Origin of the sequence: Pseudoalteromonas sp. NZS71 (genome assembly GCF_015864715.1) — a bacterium.
Classification (GTDB): domain Bacteria; phylum Pseudomonadota; class Gammaproteobacteria; order Enterobacterales; family Alteromonadaceae; genus Pseudoalteromonas; species Pseudoalteromonas arctica.
On sequence record NZ_JADYWS010000010.1, the window covers coordinates 105628 to 120678 of the forward strand.

Below are 15051 nucleotides of genomic sequence, written 5' to 3' on the forward strand. Positions count from 1 at the left end.
TTTAAAATAATAAAAGCTTATTGAGTATCAATTAAATCTTCAACACCCACTATTAGCCATGGAGCATCGTCTGAAATTAGACGCTCTAAGTGCCAAATTTCTAAAATAGGCTGTTCTTTTTTATCGCCTAAATCACGGTACTTACCTTTAAAGCGAACACTAACCTGCCACGATTGCGCGTTTGTATCTGCGCGCACAAGTTCGGCATCAATAAACATCACTTCTGTTTCTACGCTTTGTATAGCTTCACGCTCAGCTTTAAATTCGGCAACAAGTGCAGGGCTTAAGTATTCAGCCATTGTGGTGTAATCGGCATTGTTCCATGCAGTTTGTAGCGTATGGTAATGACTACGGGCACCTTGCAAAAAGCCATTAACGTCAAAGTTAGGTGGTAAATTAAAAGGGACACTTTCACCTTGTGGGGCGCTGTTAGCAAAGCCTGTACTCATTGGCTGCTCGATTGGTGCTTGTTTAAAAGCATTTTGCTGAGCACTTGTACCTGCACTGGCATCTGCAAGTTGTGGGGCACGATCAGTACGTAAAAAGCCTGTTACTAGCTTAAATAAAATAAAGAGTCCGCCAGCTAATAAAATCATTTCTAATAGCTTAAAACCTTCAAAATCGTCGCCTAACATTGCTGCAATTAAGCCACCCGCTAAAAGACCACCCAAAACGCCAGCCATAATGCCTTTTTTATTTGATGTGGCTTTAGGTGCTGCTGTTGGGGTTGTTGTATCTGCTTTTTGTTTTTGTGCTGTTTGTTGTGTTGCAGGAGTTTGTCCACGTTTGCTACTGCCAAACTTTTTACGTGCGTGTGCATCAAAACTGGCAGTACATAATAATGCCAATAATGAAAAAATAACGATGATGTTCTTCATGAAATTCCCTAATTAAAATCGAGCCGCGATTATAATTTACTTTCTTAAGGAATTTAATTAATTACTTTAAAAATCAGAGGTTTTGAGTATAAAAGAAAAAGTTTATTGGTGGGTATATAATCAAAAAACCGCTTAGTAGGGACTAAGCGGTAAATTTGTTTATTTTAAAGCCAACGAATAGCGCCAGTAACGCGTTCGTTATAAGTATTTAGAGGTGCTCCAACACTTGCCACTAAAATAGTATCTGCTTGTGAGCCTCGGTTAATATGACCTTCAAAGCGCTCATCGCGGAAATTATCATCGCCAAAACCAAATGATTTATTTTCAGAAGGCACTATAAATACCGTCATAGGACCAAAGTCAGACTCAAATATCAAATGCAGCCCTTTTTCGCCTTTAAAATCACAAAACATAGCGTAAGTTACATCACCAGGAAGCTCATCAAGATGACCACCTAATACTGCAAGCTTGTCGTTAACGCTTTGTAGGCTAATGGGCTCTTTTTTATCAAGCGCACTAATTTCGTAGTACACATGGGCAAGCGCATGCTCACCCGCTTCGTGTGCAATATTTTGCTCTGTACTAAAAAAGAAAGCACTAATAGCCACTACAAAAGATGCAGCTAATGCAAGATGCACGCGGTCAAGCTTAAAACGCGAGCGGGCATCAACTACATTTTTTCCTGTTGCTTGCTCTTCTTGCAGTGCTTTTTCTTTTAACGATGTGTTTAAAAGAATGCGGTCTGCAAGGTTTTCAGGCACAGGTATATCTAAAGAGTCTTGAATAAATTTATCAAAATCTTTCATATCGTTAATAAAACTTTGTCGCTCTGGGTTATTGTTAGCAAACTCCATGAGCTCCTTGTCAATGTCGTTTGGCTGCGCAATAGTGCGGCGACGAAACTCAAGTTCATCCATTATTTTGATGCCCCTTTAAGTTGTTCATCATCACGGCTTAAAGCCTCTTTAAGTTGATTTCGGGCACGGTATAAACGAGTCATTACCGTGTTTTTATTTAAATTAAGTATGCCTGCGATCTCTTCGCCAGAGCAGCCCATTACAACTTGTAGTAATAATGGCTCTCGGTATTCATCAGATAGCAGGGCAATCTGGCGTTGGATAACCGTTTGCTCCATTTCATCATCTAATGAGTGGCTGGTTTCATCAACAAGCGTATCGTTTTCTACGTCGCTGTAATCAAACTGTTTACGTTCAAATCGGCGCGCATTTTCTCTTCGTAATATAGTAAGCAGCCAAGGTTTAGCTGCCTTTTGATCAAGTAAAGAGTCGAGAGAACGCCACGCGCGTAAAAACGTTTCTTGTACTAAATCATCTGCTATGTGCGGATCACGGCATAACCAATAAGCAAAGCGATAAAGCTCTTTATTGTAAACGTGGACCAAGGCTTCATAACGCTTTTGTTTCTCTGCCATATCGATTAAGACCTGATTGTTTGATTTTTTCTTTCCAAGCATAAGCACTTTTTTAATTAAAAATTATTATTTATTGCAAAAAAGACCTGAGTATCGTAGTTATTAATCATAAAGGTCTTTTAATACAGCTTGTTGCGACTTTGATGCTTGAGTTTGATAGTTCTCAAGAATTTTAATAATAGCATTAAGATCCGTGTTTGCGCCTTTGTTACTATAAAGTTGTGCCTGCAATTGGCTAATGAGGCCATTAAGCTCGCTGCTGTTTACGCGGACGCAAAGCTCATCAATAGCGCCAACATTTTTGTGAGTCACCTTTACAGAAAAACTATTTAATGCGGTGTAAAAAGCTTTCACATCGTTCGTTTTAGCTAAAGCTTTAAGCTCATTTAAGCTCGGCTGAGAAATATCACGGTTGTTTGGTTGTAATTTCTCAGTCGTATTTTTAGTAGAACGGGTCATTAAGTAAAAAATTACAGTACCAATCCATAAAATATACCCTAAAGCGGCAACAACTATTAACCAAAGAGGAGTATCACTTTTAGTTTCAATACGTTGTGTGCCTGCCGCTTCATTCGAAATATTTTCAATAGCAGGTAAATTGTTTGGGTTTGATTGTGGGTTTGCCACGGCGGTATTAGGTGCGGTACTACTTGGCGTTACCGTTATAGTGCGCTTTGGTAATGTAGCTACGCTAATACGATTCATTTTAGTATTAAACCAAGGCAGCTGTATTTCAGGTAAAGTGTAAGTACCTGGTTTTTGCGGCAATAATGCATACGATGCAGTTTGCTGCGATACAACGCGTCCGTCACGTACTGCATTGTTATTTTCTTTTTTATCAGGGTAGCTGCGTATGCCATCAATGGTAGGCATAGAGATTTCAGGTAATTGCTCTTTTGTAACCCCAAGCGCGGTAAGTGTAATAGTACGTGTTATAGGCGTACCTACTTCTACGGTGTTGTCGTTAGGTTGCCATTCTTCATCAAGACTAACCAGCTCGCTTGGTAACCATGCACCTTTATAGTCACTCGGAATTGGTTTGATTTCTACTTGCTGATCGTCGCCAAGAGCTGATACTTCTAATTGACGATAATTTTGTTGTACTCGCCCTTGAAAAGCGGGGCCTGCAATAGTGTACGCACCACTTTTTTGTGGCTGAATCAAATACTCGCGAGTAATAACAAGGTAGCGTTTACCATCAACAAGCTCATAGCTTTCAGTTTGCTTACCCAATTGGGTTAGCTGAGCATCTTCCATACTTGGTGTGCTTAAGCTGCCATCAAGCAGTTCTTTCGCAAGGTAAAGCTTAATAGTGTAAACACCGGCTTCTTGGACAAACAATGAATTACTCGAGAGCGACGTTTTTAAAAATATTTCGTTATTTTTATCTGCATCAACTGAGCGTTTTGCCACTTTTAATTTAATAGGCTGTGAGGTTAACCCTGCAACGCTAAATGCCGGAATAGTGTAATCACCCTCTGCACGGGTCATTAATTTAACTGACCACGTGGTTTGTTTATTAATGCTGCCATTAATAATGTTGGTACGAGAACTTAAGCTTGTTGGGCCTACCACAAAGTCTTTTAACAGCGATGAGGTGTCTGGTTGCTCGCCCTTAACTGTATCGTCTACGGATATATTAAGCATAAAAAATTCACCCGCTAAAACAGGGTTTTTATCTACGCTGGCTTCTAATTTGGTGGCAGCCCACGAAGGCATCGCACTTAATAGCAATAAACAGCAAAATAATCGCATTACCATGATTTTTCGACTCCTGTAGGGCGACGTTTATATTGTCTTTTTTGGGCTTCTAATTGCATTTTATTCCGTAATAAAATAGCCGGATCGTCCGGGACTTTTCTAAGTAGTTGATTAAGCTGTTGTGCTTTTTCTTTTTCTTCATTAGTGAGCTCACTTGCTTGGGCTTGCATAGCTTGTTGCTGAGCACTTTGTTTTTGCTCATCAGTAGCAGGTTGCTCACTCATTGTTTGTGGCTTACTTTGTTGCTGCTCGTCTTGAGGCTGGTCAGCGTCTTTATTTTGCCCTTGCTCACTTTGTGGCTGAGCTTGCATATCAGGTTCATTTTGCTTGTCTGATTGCTCACCAGGCTCACCTTGTTGATCTTTTGATTGTTCAGACTCTTTATCTGATTCTTTATCAGATTTTTCATCGCTTGAGCTTTGACTTTCGTTTTCGCCTTTTTCAGAATCGCTTTTATCACCATTTTGTTGCTTATCCTGTTTTGACTCATCAGAATTTTGCCCTTGGTTTTGCTCATCTTTTTTCTGGCTATCATCTTGGTCTTGAGAGTCGTCGCCGTCGCTTTGCTGATCTTGCTGGTTTTGTTGCTCTTGTTGATTGAGTAATTGTTCAACTAAAGCTTGGTTGTCAGTTGCTTGTGTAAAGTCGTCTTGTAAGGTTTGGGCTTGTTTGTAGGCTTCAATGGCGTCCTCAAGCTTGCCAGCTTTGGCGAGGGCATTACCGTAGTTGTATAAACCGGTAGCCGACTTATCATTACTAAACTCATTAAGTGCAGCATCAAAATTACCTTGCTGGTAAAGCGCCGCGCCTTTTAACTCACTCGATTGCGCCTGTGTTGCTGCATCGTATTCTTTATTATTGTAAGCCTCTAATGCACGTTGATCTGCATTTTGCAAAAGAGTAGGGAGCTCTACGGCATACGCATTTTGCTGCGGTAAAAAACCAAAAGCTAAAAATGCGCCTAACAAGGCAGCGCGTCTAAATAAATACAAACCAAATGGCAGTAATAACAAGAGTCCGTATATACCTGCATCTATTCGCCAAAGTGCGTGGCTTTGTTTTTCGTCTTTCAATAATTCACTCTGTGCATTTGGGGCAAACGTATTTATGTCGTTATTACTAGGCTGGTAACTAGCAAATTTACCACCACTGCTCGATGCTAAATTTTTAAGCTGACTGGCATTGAGAGTAGGTACTACAATTTGGCCGTATCTGTCTTTCAAAAAACCACCTTCAGGTAACTTAATTGGAGCGCCTTGAGCGGTACCCACGCCATATATATTTAATCTATATTGGGTGTTACTGGTAAAGCTACTCACGTCGCTTTGTTCTTGCTGGTCAATACCGTCGGTCACTAAAATAATGTCGCCATCAATATAACCCGCTTGCGTTAATAGCTCTTTGGCCATATCAAGACCGGCTAAAACGTTTGAGCCTTTGTCTGGCATTATTTCAGGGCTTAAGCTTGGAATTAAATTACTGAGTGTTGTGGCGTCGTTTGTTAGCGGCGATATTATATAGGCTGTGCCTGCGTAAGCTACAAGCGCGGTATCACCTTCTCTAAATAGCTCAATCATATCAAGCGCTTTAAAGCGTGATTGCATTAAACGATTTGGTAAAATATCGGTGCTGTACATTGAGTACGACATATCCATAACAATTACACGGGCACTTTTACTTTGAAATACAGGAACTTGTTTTTTCTCAAAGCTAGGCCCAGCACTAAATAAAATGCCAAGGCTGCAAAACAAAGCAACTAACCAAAGTGGCTGGCTGGCTTTAGTGTTTGCTTCGCTCATTATAAATTGTGCTAAATGCGGTGCAATTAGCTGCTCACTGGTGGTTTTTTTATGCTTAATTAAGGCGACAAAAAATAATGCCACAGCAGGTATGAGTAACCATAAAAGAGCGGGGCGAATAAATTCAAAATCCATTAGTTTGGCTCCTTTAATGCACGCAGTGTACTCAGCATTACTTTTAAGCTAATAAGTAAAATAGCGATAAGTAACGGGTAGTAAAATAATGAGCTTTGTGGGCGAAATGTTTGTTCATCAGCGCTAATAGGTTCAAGTTTATCAAGCTCTGCATAAATTTGTTGAAGGCCTGCTACATCTTTGGCCCTAAAGTATAATCCGCCAGTTTGCTCGGCAATCTTTTTAAGTAAGCTTTCATCTAAACTACTGCCACTAGAGCCACCCATATTAAAGAGGCTAAAGCCGCGCGGATTATCTGAGCCAACGCCAATGGTGTACACTTTAATACCTTCCTCGCGGGCTAGCAGTAGTGCATCTTCTGGGTTTAAATTGCCCGCGGTATTTTGTCCGTCGGTTAATAGCACCACAATACGGTTACTCTCATCTTTATTGGCAAAGCGTTTTACCGAAAGACCCAATGCATCACCAATGGCTGTTGCGCGTCCTACTAAACCAATTTGCGCTTCACTGAGCATTTTACTTACTGTTTTAACGTCGCGCGTGAGCGGGGTTTGTAAAAACGCGGTGTCGCCAAATAATATCAGCCCAAGCCTGTCGCCTTGACGCTGCTCTATAAAATCACTGAGTACGGCTTTTACCATGGTAAGGCGGTCAACATATTGGCCATTGTAAGCCATGTCTTGTTCGGTCATTGAGCCTGATAAGTCAACTGCTAACATTATATCGCGCCCTTCATTTGGTAATGAGATTGGCTCATCTAACCATGTTGGATTGGCAGCGGCAGTAACAAGTAATAACCAAATTACCCACTCGAAAGGATTTAAACGTCGTGCGTGTGGCTCAATGCTTTGACTGGTTAAATTGTGCTTTGCAAAACTGGGTATACGTAAACGCATACTGGCATTACTTGCTGCGGGTTTTAATAGTAAAAGTAATAAAGGTAAGGGTATTAATAAAAATAACCATGGCCAGCTAAATTCAAACATTTACTGACTCCTTTATTTTAAATTGCTTAATACCTTGGCGAAATTTTTCGCACAGTGTTGTATCTTTTTGGCTGGGGTTATACAAGCTTAGTATTTCTTGTTCTGTAAAGCTCAAACCGGTGAGTGTATTAAGTGTTGTGCACCATTTAGAGGTAGATTGCGCAGCAAGGCGCTTGTCGTAATATTCAATCACTAAACGTTTTAAAATAATATGCAGTTGCTGAGGATTTTGCTCACTTTGGCTCAATTGTATTGCGTAGCGTTTAGGCTTTTTAAATTTATGTTTTTTGTAAAATATATAAATAGCTGCGCACAGTGCTAAAAACAGCAGTGCAATAATAACCCACCAAGCAGGGGCGAGTGGCCACCAATTAACTTGGCTTGGCGCTATTATATCGTGCAGGCCATCGAGTGGATTGGTTTGCATGGTTATTTTCTCACTAATTGCAGCTCAAGCGGTGTTGCTGCATTGAATGATATTAAATTAAGACCCGATTTAGTTAAGCGATTAAAGCGCGTACTAAATGCTTGCTCAGCATTTTTAGCAAAGCGTTCTCTAAAGCTGTTATCCATTAATGGTAGGGCAAAGTCTTGACCATTTGCATTAACAGTAACGGCTTGCTTAAACGCAGGTAACTGATGCTCAAATGGATCGCTTATATGGCAACCAATCAGCTCGCAGTGGCGGCTTAATATTTCGAGTTGCTTAAAGCTGGCATCATCCAGAGCATTAAAATCAGACACCAAATACACTAAGCTGCCTGGTTTTGCTAAATGATTAAGGCGCTTTAGGTTATCGCTAAAGTTGTTAGGGGCTGTTTTATCAATATTGTTGAGCGCTTGCTGGTGGTTGTCGCATAAATTATGACAAAGCTTAAGGACTGCTTTTTCACGGGCGCTGGGCTTTAGCTCCAAATGCGAGTGCTGATTAAACACAATACCGCCAATTCTATCGCCGCGCTGACACGCCGACCATGCAACAAGAGCGCTTATATGCGCAGCTTGCACCGACTTTAATAGTAACTTTGAACCAAACAGCATTGAGTTTGAAAAATCAGTAAATACAAACACAGGGCGCTCTTTTTCTTCTTGAAAGAGCTTTGTGTGAGTCTCGCCGGTACGCGCAGTAACTCGCCAATCAATAGAACGAATATCGTCACCTTGCTGATAATGTCGCACTTCGGCAAATTCCATTCCTCGACCTTTGTGCGGTGCAAGGTATTGCCCTGTTAAGGTGTTTTTTATTTTTACCTTAGGGGCAAGTTCGAGCAATTGCGCTTTGGCTTTGTAATACATCAGCTCTTTGAGTGCTAAATTAACACCGTGGCTATGGCTCTGTTTGAGCCATGCTTGGGATTCTAATTGTTTTTGCATAACTTATGGTACGGCTACAAGTTCAACTATACGGCTTATTACTTGATCTTTAGTAATGCCATCGGCTTGGGCTTCGTAACTTAAAATAATGCGGTGACGCAGTACGTTATGCACAACAGCTTGAATGTCATCAGGTGCTACAAAGTCACGGCCTTGAAGCCATGCATGAGCACGAGCACATTTATCAAGTGCTATTGTTGCACGCGGACTTGCACCAAATTCAATCCAGCTACCTAGTTGCGCATCTAATTTAGCGCCTTCACGAGTGGCAATAATAAGTTGTACTAAATATTGCTCAAGCGGCTCTGCTAAATAAAGGCCTAATATTTCTTTACGAGCTGCAAATAAATCGCTTTGACTAATTTTTTGCATTACTGGTTGTTGCTCGTTAAGCGCTTCGCCACGTGTTAAACGTAGTATATCAAGCTCATGCTCTGCGCCAGGGTAGCCAATACTTAGGTGCAGTAAAAAGCGATCCAGCTGGGCTTCTGGTAACGGGTAAGTCCCTTCTTGCTCTAGCGGGTTTTGTGTTGCCATAACTAAAAATAGTTCGCTAAGCGGATAAGTGTTTTTACCCACGGTCACTTGTCGCTCTGCCATGGCTTCTAATAGTGCTGATTGTACTTTGGCTGGTGCACGGTTAATTTCGTCAGCTAAAATTAGGTTGTGAAAAAGAGGGCCTTTTTCAAATACAAACTCGCTAGTTTGTTGGCGGTAAATATCGGTACCTGTTACATCAGCCGGTAATAAGTCTGGCGTAAACTGTACGCGCTGAAACGATCCTTCAATACCTTTAGCAAGTGCATTAACTGCACGTGTTTTTGCAAGCCCAGGAGGGCCTTCTACTAATAAGTGACCATCAGCTAAAATAGCAATAAGTAGCGCTTGTGTAAGCTCTGGCTGGCCAATGATTTGTGTATCTAAGTACGTTTTTAATTGTGAAAATGCGTTAGCTGCCATAATAAGTGGACTGTCCTCGTCAGCTGGGTTTGTACCTAATAGTGTTAGGTGATAAATACTGACCTATTTATAAGGTTTATAATTGGGTAACTCAAGAGTTAGACTGTATTTTTTAAAATAGTTCGTTATTTTTTAACGATTTTTAGCGTACCACAAAACTTTGTAAATGCGTCTAAAAAAGCCTATTGTGATAGTCGTAATTAAACACTATTTATATAAATTTGTGTTTATCTATTGGCTTTAGTACACGGGTTGTTTAGAATCGAGGAAAACAAACAGGTCAGACCTGTCAGCGGGAGAGCATAAATGTCTGAGCAAAACATACTAAAAACACCAAAGGGCGACCGTATTGCCATAGTCAGCGGCTTACGTACACCTTTTGCAAAGCAAGCAACAGCGTTTCACCATGTACCAGCACTTGATATGGGTAAATTGGTGGTTAACGAAATGCTTGAACGATTAAATTTCAACAAGTCAGAAATTGATCAACTTGTATTTGGTCAAGTAGTACAAATGCCAGAAGCGCCAAATATTGCACGTGAAATTGTATTGGGCACAGGTATGCCGGTATCGGTTGATGCATATTCTGTATCGCGCGCATGTGCTACCAGCTTTCAGGCTATTGCTAATGTAGCTGAGTCTATTATGGCGGGATCTGTAAGTGTAGGTATTGCAGGCGGCGCAGATTCGTCATCAGTATTGCCAATTGGTGTTAGTAAAAAGCTAGCAGGCAGCTTAGTTGATTTAAATAAAGCGCGTACGCTTGGTCAACGTTTAAAAATATTTTCAAAACTGCGCTTAAAAGATTTATTACCAGTGCCTCCTGCAGTTGCAGAGTACTCAACAGGCCTTTCAATGGGGCAAACTGCTGAGCAAATGGCTAAAACACATAATATTAGCCGTGAAGATCAAGATGCGTTAGCGCATCGTTCTCACTCACTTGCAACGCAAGCATGGGCTGATGGAAAGTTAAAAGATGAAGTAATGACGGCACATTTACCGCCATATAAAAGCTTTATTTCAGAAGATAATAACATTCGTAAAAACTCAACTGTTGAAGGCTACGCCAAGCTTAAACCTGTTTTTGACCGTCAGCACGGTACTGTTACCGCCGCAAATGCAACACCATTAACTGATGGTGCAGCGGCCGTACTTATGATGAGCGAAAGCAAAGCAAAAGCACTAGGTTATGAAATACTAGGTTACGTACGTAGCTTTGCATTTTCGGCAATTGGCGTAGAAAAAGACATGTTAATGGGCCCAGCTCATTCAACGCCTATTGCACTAGATAGAGCGGGTATTACGCTTGCTGATTTAGATTTAATTGAAATGCACGAAGCGTTTGCATCGCAAACACTTGCCAATATGAAAATGTTTGCTTCAGACAAATTTGCACAAGAGCATTTAGGTCGCAGCAAAGCAATTGGCGAAATTAACATGGATAAGTTTAACGTTAACGGCGGCTCTTTAGCATATGGTCACCCATTTGCAGCGACAGGTGCACGCTTAATTACGCAAAGCTTACACGAGCTTAAACGTCGTGGTGGCGGTTTAGCATTAACAACAGCGTGTGCTGCTGGTGGTTTAGGTGCAGCCTTTGTATTGGAGAGCGCGTAATGACAGATTCAGTATTTAATTTAGCGGTAGATGAAAATAAAATCGCCGTGGTAACGATTGATGTGCCGGGTGAGAAAATGAATACCCTGCGCAGCAGTTTTGCCGATGATTTAAAAGCGTTACTAGAAGACGCTAAGTCGCAAAATGTAAAAGGCATGGTATTTATAAGCGGAAAAAGCGATAACTTTATTGCTGGCGCCGATGTAAAAATGCTCGATAGCGTTCAAAAGCGTGAAGATGCTTTAGCTATTAGCGAGCTATGTCATCAAGCGTTTTTTGATATGACAAAATTGCCATACACAACAGTAAGTGCGATTCATGGCGCTGCATTAGGTGGTGGTTTAGAGTTTGCTTTAGCATGTGATTACCGTGTTGGTACCGACAGTGATTTAACAAAAATTGGCTTACCAGAAGTGCAACTTGGTTTACTTCCTGGTGGCGGCGGCACCCAACGCTTAACTAAAATTGTTGGTATTCAAAAAGCACTAGAGTGGATGCTAACAGGTAAACAGATTCGCCCTAAGCAAGCTAAAAAAGCAGGTGTGCTTGATGACTGTGTACCGCACAGTGTGCTGCTAAAAGTTGCAAAAGAATTTGCGACTAAGAAAAAGCCACAAGCAAAAGAGCCAAAGCTCGACAATATTAGTAAATTACTAGAGTCAAACCCGTTTGGTCGTAACTTTATCTTTAAAAAAGCAAAAGAAAACGTACTTAAAAAAACGGGCGGGCACTACCCAGCACCACTCGCTATTATTAAAGCAGTGCGAGCTAGTGTAGAGCTTGATGAGCTAAAAGCGTATAAAACAGAAGCTGAAAGCTTTGCAACACTTGTAATGAGTGACGAATCGAAAGCGCTTCGCGGTATTTTCTTTGCAACCACTGAAATGAAAAAAGAGTGGCGCAATGATGACGCACCCGCAATAAGCAAAACTGCTGTTTTAGGTGGTGGACTAATGGGCGCAGGCATTGCGCACGTAAGTGCTGTTAAAGCTAAAGTACCGGTACGTATTAAAGATGTAGCAGAGCAGGGCATTAGTAATGCAATGAGCTACACCTATAAAATTTTAGATAAGCGCCTTAAGCGTCGTATTATGTCTAAAGCTGATGTGCAGTTAACGATGAACCGTATTACAGGTACAACTGACTACAGTGGCTTTAAACACATTGATTTAGTAATAGAAGCGGTGTTTGAAGATCTTGCACTTAAGCAAGGTATGGTTGCAGACGTAGAGCAGCAATGCCAAGCAAATACAATTTTTGCAAGTAACACGTCATCATTACCAATATCGCAAATTGCAGCGCAGGCAGCACGTCCTGAAAATGTAATTGGCTTGCATTACTTTTCACCAGTGGAAAAAATGCCATTAGTGGAAATTATTCCACACGAAGGTACGTCTCAAGAGACCATTGCCCGCGTTGTTAACTTTGCACGTAAGCAAGGTAAAACGCCAATTGTTGTAAAAGACATGGCCGGTTTTTACGTCAACCGTATTTTAGCGCCTTACTTAAACGAAGCTGCTAACTTAATGTTAGCAGGCGAGCCAATTGAAAAGATTGATGCGGCGCTTGTTGAGTTTGGTTTTCCGGTAGGCCCGCTGGCTCTACTTGATGAAGTAGGTATTGATATTGGCTCTAAAATTGCCCCAATTCTTGAAAAAGAATTAGGCGAGCGTTTTAAAGGCCCTGATGCATTTATGCGTATGATTGATTCAAAACGCCTTGGCCGTAAGTCTGGTCGTGGTTTTTATGAATACGATAAAAAAGGCAAAAAGGTTGATGAGTCAGTTTACGAACTATTGGGTGTTACCCCGGCTCCACGTTTAAACAAGAGCGAAATTGCTAAGCGTTGTGTATCGCAAATGCTTAACGAAGCAGTACGCTGTTTAGATGATGGCATTATTGCCAGCCCACGTGATGGCGATATCGGTGCAATATTTGGTATTGGTTTTCCACCATTTTTAGGTGGCCCGTTTAGCTATATGGATAAATTAGGCGCAAGTAAAATAAGCTCTGATATGTCTACATTAGCTAACAGCGATGCTAACTTTGCACCATGTGAATCACTGGTAACAATGGCAAGCTCTGGTGCTACTTTTTATAACGCAACACATGTTGAGGTTGTAGCTCCTGAAGTACAAAGCACTGAGTCACAAGAGCAAAGTGTAACTGAGCCTGAAGTTACCAAAGAGATTGAAACGAAAGAATAAAGTTTCTGCTATCTAAAAAAACCGCATTTAAATGCGGTTTTTTTATAGTTTTTATAAATAAATGAGGAGCTTAATGACATTATTTACACAAAGATTGAGCATATACCAAATGGAAGAATCTGATTGGCCTCTTTTTCTTGCGCTTCATCGCGATCCTCAAGTCCTCAAGTATTGTTTTGATATGCCAATGGAGTCACTGGTAAGAAACCGCTTTGAGATACGCTTGCCTAAGTGGAATGCTAAATCACGTCATCCCCTGTGTTTACTCATTATTAATAATCAAACAAAACAACCTGTGGGTGTTACAGGTTTTGCCTATGACGGAGAAACCGCAGAGCTTGGTTATTTATTATTGCCAGAGTATTTTAATAAAGGCTACGCGACAGAATCCCTAAGAGCTGTGATTGACTGGGCTTGGAAAGAATGTGGTATTAGGCAGTTTAAAGCAGTCGTAACGCGTGGCAATATTGGTTCTGAAAAGGTGCTTGGTAAGTGCGGTTTAACCCATACCGATACACTTTTTAAAGTGCATACAATAGGCGAAAAGTTATATGACGATTTAATTTATACGCTTAAGGTGTAGGGTTTTAATGGGCTAGTAGCCTAGCCCAAAAAGTGTTTACAAGTGAAGTGAAATAGCTTTTCGGTCTTTTTCTGGCATGTTTTCTACGACTAAATTAAATGAGTTATCAATCATTCTCTCAATTTCACCTTGTGGAATTGTGCCGTCTAAAATTACTGTGTTCCATAAGCGTTTATTCATATGGTAACCAGGGATCACTGCCGGGAAAATATCACGCAATGATATTGCTTCATCAGGATCGCACTTTAAGTTAAGCCACCAAATAACCTCACCATCATCATTAGTTTGACCGTCATTGCCAATAGCAAGAGTCGCAAACATTTTATGATTCACTTTATATACATCAACCTCTTGCGCAAATGGTTTTGTAACCTGAACAAGTGGTTTTTTAACTAAATACTCATGTACTTTTTTCTGGTCCATGATCCATTCCTTGAAGTCATACTCGGTAAAGCTACCATAGCAGTTTTTTTCACATTTGATTATATGTATTTTAGTATAAATTAAAATTTTACAAGCTAATACAACATGTAGCGTAAAACCAACGTAATTTTAGTTGAACAAAATCCAGTTCGTGGTATGTTTCTGGCAATCAAAAAAATAATAGGAATTTACACATGCCAAAGGCGAGTGATGTTAAAAAAGGTACTGCTATTGACTTCAATGGCCGCGTTTTAGTTGTAAAAGATATTGTGCGCTCTGTGCCGCAAGGTCGTGCTGGTGGTAGTTTATACCGTATGCGTTTATACGATGTGGTAACCGGTGGTAAAGTTGACGAAACATTCAAAGACAGTGACATGCTAACGCTGGCTGATTTAACACGCCGTGAAGTAATGCTATCGTACATTGATGGTGACGAGTATGTGTTCATGGATAATGAAGATTACACGCCTTATAACTTAAGCAAAGATGCTATTAGCGAAGAAATTTTATTTGTTAATGAAGAAACACAAGGCGTACACGTAATTGTTATTGATGGCGCGCCAGTAGGGCTTGATTTACCGTCAAGTGTTGAACTTGTTGTTGAAGAAACAGACCCATCTATCAAAGGTGCATCTGCGAGTGCTCGTTCAAAACCTGCACGTATGTCTACTGGCTTAAATATTTCTGTGCCAGAGCATATTTCAACAGGTGACCGTATCCGTATTAATACTGTTGAACACAAATTTATGGGTCGTGCTGAAAAGTAACTTGTAATACCAACCTGCATAAATCTTTGATCAATTTAACGAATTAAATTGCACTATAACGTCGTTAAAAGTTTTTTATTTAGAACAACTAGATATAAAAACTTTTGCCTAGTTCTAGCGTAATTTTCT

General features: G+C 40.6%; 14 protein-coding genes. 4 read left to right on the plus strand and 10 right to left on the minus strand.

All coding sequences use genetic code 11. The features are described 5' to 3' along the window. Positions 1 to 17: 17 nt before the first annotated feature. The 9 genes from I6E85_RS08690 to I6E85_RS08730 all read right to left on the minus strand — a co-directional run bounded on the left by I6E85_RS08690 (position 18) and on the right by I6E85_RS08730 (position 9325). Positions 18 to 878 carry a Tim44 domain-containing protein gene (locus tag I6E85_RS08690; protein WP_197236850.1) on the minus strand — a complete coding sequence of 287 codons (861 nt, stop codon included), beginning with the start codon at positions 876 to 878 and terminating at the stop codon, positions 18 to 20. A gap of 164 nt (positions 879 to 1042) precedes the next feature. Beyond that, positions 1043 to 1795 (minus strand): DUF3379 family protein, encoded by a 753-nt coding sequence (locus tag I6E85_RS08695; RefSeq protein ID WP_024608912.1) that lies wholly within the window; start codon positions 1793 to 1795, stop codon positions 1043 to 1045. Then, positions 1795 to 2352 (minus strand): sigma-70 family RNA polymerase sigma factor, encoded by a 558-nt coding sequence (locus tag I6E85_RS08700; RefSeq protein ID WP_032827217.1) that lies wholly within the window; start codon positions 2350 to 2352, stop codon positions 1795 to 1797. The genes I6E85_RS08695 and I6E85_RS08700 overlap by 1 nt, the downstream gene beginning before the upstream one ends. Positions 2353 to 2412: 60 nt before the next feature. Then, on the minus strand, positions 2413 to 4071 hold the full coding sequence (locus I6E85_RS08705) for a BatD family protein (protein ID WP_197236851.1): 1659 nt from the start codon (positions 4069 to 4071) through the stop codon (positions 2413 to 2415). Then, the gene (locus I6E85_RS08710; protein ID WP_101164077.1) at positions 4065 to 6005 is read right to left on the minus strand and encodes a VWA domain-containing protein; all 1941 of its coding nucleotides are present in this window, start codon (positions 6003 to 6005) and stop codon (positions 4065 to 4067) included. The genes I6E85_RS08705 and I6E85_RS08710 overlap by 7 nt, the downstream gene beginning before the upstream one ends. Beyond that, positions 6005 to 6991, minus strand: a complete 987-nt coding sequence (locus tag I6E85_RS08715) for a VWA domain-containing protein (RefSeq protein ID WP_101164078.1) — start codon at positions 6989 to 6991, stop codon at positions 6005 to 6007. The genes I6E85_RS08710 and I6E85_RS08715 overlap by 1 nt, the downstream gene beginning before the upstream one ends. Continuing rightward, positions 6984 to 7418: a DUF4381 domain-containing protein gene (locus I6E85_RS08720; protein WP_004335624.1), complete on the minus strand. Its 435-nt coding sequence runs from the start codon at positions 7416 to 7418 to the stop codon at positions 6984 to 6986. Before I6E85_RS08720 ends, I6E85_RS08715 begins: the two co-directional genes overlap by 8 nt. A 2-nt stretch (positions 7419 to 7420) precedes the next feature. Next, positions 7421 to 8365 carry a DUF58 domain-containing protein gene (locus I6E85_RS08725; RefSeq protein ID WP_010554656.1) on the minus strand — a complete coding sequence of 315 codons (945 nt, stop codon included), beginning with the start codon at positions 8363 to 8365 and terminating at the stop codon, positions 7421 to 7423. Between the two features lie 3 nt (positions 8366 to 8368). Further along, a complete protein-coding gene (locus I6E85_RS08730; RefSeq protein ID WP_004335627.1) occupies positions 8369 to 9325 on the minus strand; it encodes a MoxR family ATPase in 957 nt (318 codons plus the stop codon). Between the two features lie 306 nt (positions 9326 to 9631). Here I6E85_RS08730 and fadI point away from each other — a divergent pair, with 306 nt between their 5' ends. The 3 genes from fadI (at position 9632) to I6E85_RS08745 (ending at position 13732) form a co-directional block, all read left to right on the plus strand. Further along, complete coding sequence (fadI, locus tag I6E85_RS08735; protein ID WP_004335629.1) at positions 9632 to 10942, plus strand: acetyl-CoA C-acyltransferase FadI; 1311 nt, start codon at positions 9632 to 9634, stop codon at positions 10940 to 10942. Then, positions 10942 to 13149: a fatty acid oxidation complex subunit alpha FadJ gene (gene fadJ / locus I6E85_RS08740; RefSeq protein WP_101164079.1), complete on the plus strand. Its 2208-nt coding sequence runs from the start codon at positions 10942 to 10944 to the stop codon at positions 13147 to 13149. Before fadI ends, fadJ begins: the two co-directional genes overlap by 1 nt. Before the next feature lie 73 nt (positions 13150 to 13222). Next, positions 13223 to 13732: a GNAT family N-acetyltransferase gene (locus I6E85_RS08745; RefSeq protein ID WP_007580595.1), complete on the plus strand. Its 510-nt coding sequence runs from the start codon at positions 13223 to 13225 to the stop codon at positions 13730 to 13732. A 36-nt stretch (positions 13733 to 13768) separates the two neighbouring features. On the opposite strand, the gene I6E85_RS08750 is transcribed toward I6E85_RS08745, so the two are convergent. Next, complete coding sequence (locus I6E85_RS08750) at positions 13769 to 14155, minus strand: MmcQ/YjbR family DNA-binding protein (RefSeq protein ID WP_007580596.1); 387 nt, start codon at positions 14153 to 14155, stop codon at positions 13769 to 13771. A 194-nt stretch (positions 14156 to 14349) separates the two neighbouring features. On the opposite strand from I6E85_RS08750, the gene yeiP reads away from it, so the two are divergent. Next, the gene (gene yeiP, locus I6E85_RS08755; RefSeq protein WP_007580599.1) at positions 14350 to 14922 is read left to right on the plus strand and encodes an elongation factor P-like protein YeiP; all 573 of its coding nucleotides are present in this window, start codon (positions 14350 to 14352) and stop codon (positions 14920 to 14922) included. Positions 14923 to 15051 lie beyond the last annotated feature (129 nt).

Bases quoted from the DNA above. Each gene is read 5' to 3' on its own strand.
- I6E85_RS08690 (WP_197236850.1), bottom strand. From the start codon at position 878: ATGAAGAACATCATCGTTATTTTTTCATTATTGGCATTATTATGTACT.
- I6E85_RS08695 (WP_024608912.1), bottom strand. From the start codon at position 1,795: ATGGATGAACTTGAGTTTCGTCGCCGCACTATTGCGCAGCCAAACGAC.
- I6E85_RS08700 (WP_032827217.1), bottom strand. From the start codon at position 2,352: ATGCTTGGAAAGAAAAAATCAAACAATCAGGTCTTAATCGATATGGCA.
- I6E85_RS08705 (WP_197236851.1), bottom strand. From the start codon at position 4,071: ATGGTAATGCGATTATTTTGCTGTTTATTGCTATTAAGTGCGATGCCT.
- I6E85_RS08710 (WP_101164077.1), bottom strand. From the start codon at position 6,005: ATGGATTTTGAATTTATTCGCCCCGCTCTTTTATGGTTACTCATACCT.
- I6E85_RS08715 (WP_101164078.1), bottom strand. From the start codon at position 6,991: ATGTTTGAATTTAGCTGGCCATGGTTATTTTTATTAATACCCTTACCT.
- I6E85_RS08720 (WP_004335624.1), bottom strand. From the start codon at position 7,418: ATGCAAACCAATCCACTCGATGGCCTGCACGATATAATAGCGCCAAGC.
- I6E85_RS08725 (WP_010554656.1), bottom strand. From the start codon at position 8,365: ATGCAAAAACAATTAGAATCCCAAGCATGGCTCAAACAGAGCCATAGC.
- I6E85_RS08730 (WP_004335627.1), bottom strand. From the start codon at position 9,325: ATGGCAGCTAACGCATTTTCACAATTAAAAACGTACTTAGATACACAA.
- fadI (WP_004335629.1), top strand. From the start codon at position 9,632: ATGTCTGAGCAAAACATACTAAAAACACCAAAGGGCGACCGTATTGCC.
- fadJ (WP_101164079.1), top strand. From the start codon at position 10,942: ATGACAGATTCAGTATTTAATTTAGCGGTAGATGAAAATAAAATCGCC.
- I6E85_RS08745 (WP_007580595.1), top strand. From the start codon at position 13,223: ATGACATTATTTACACAAAGATTGAGCATATACCAAATGGAAGAATCT.
- I6E85_RS08750 (WP_007580596.1), bottom strand. From the start codon at position 14,155: ATGGACCAGAAAAAAGTACATGAGTATTTAGTTAAAAAACCACTTGTT.
- yeiP (WP_007580599.1), top strand. From the start codon at position 14,350: ATGCCAAAGGCGAGTGATGTTAAAAAAGGTACTGCTATTGACTTCAAT.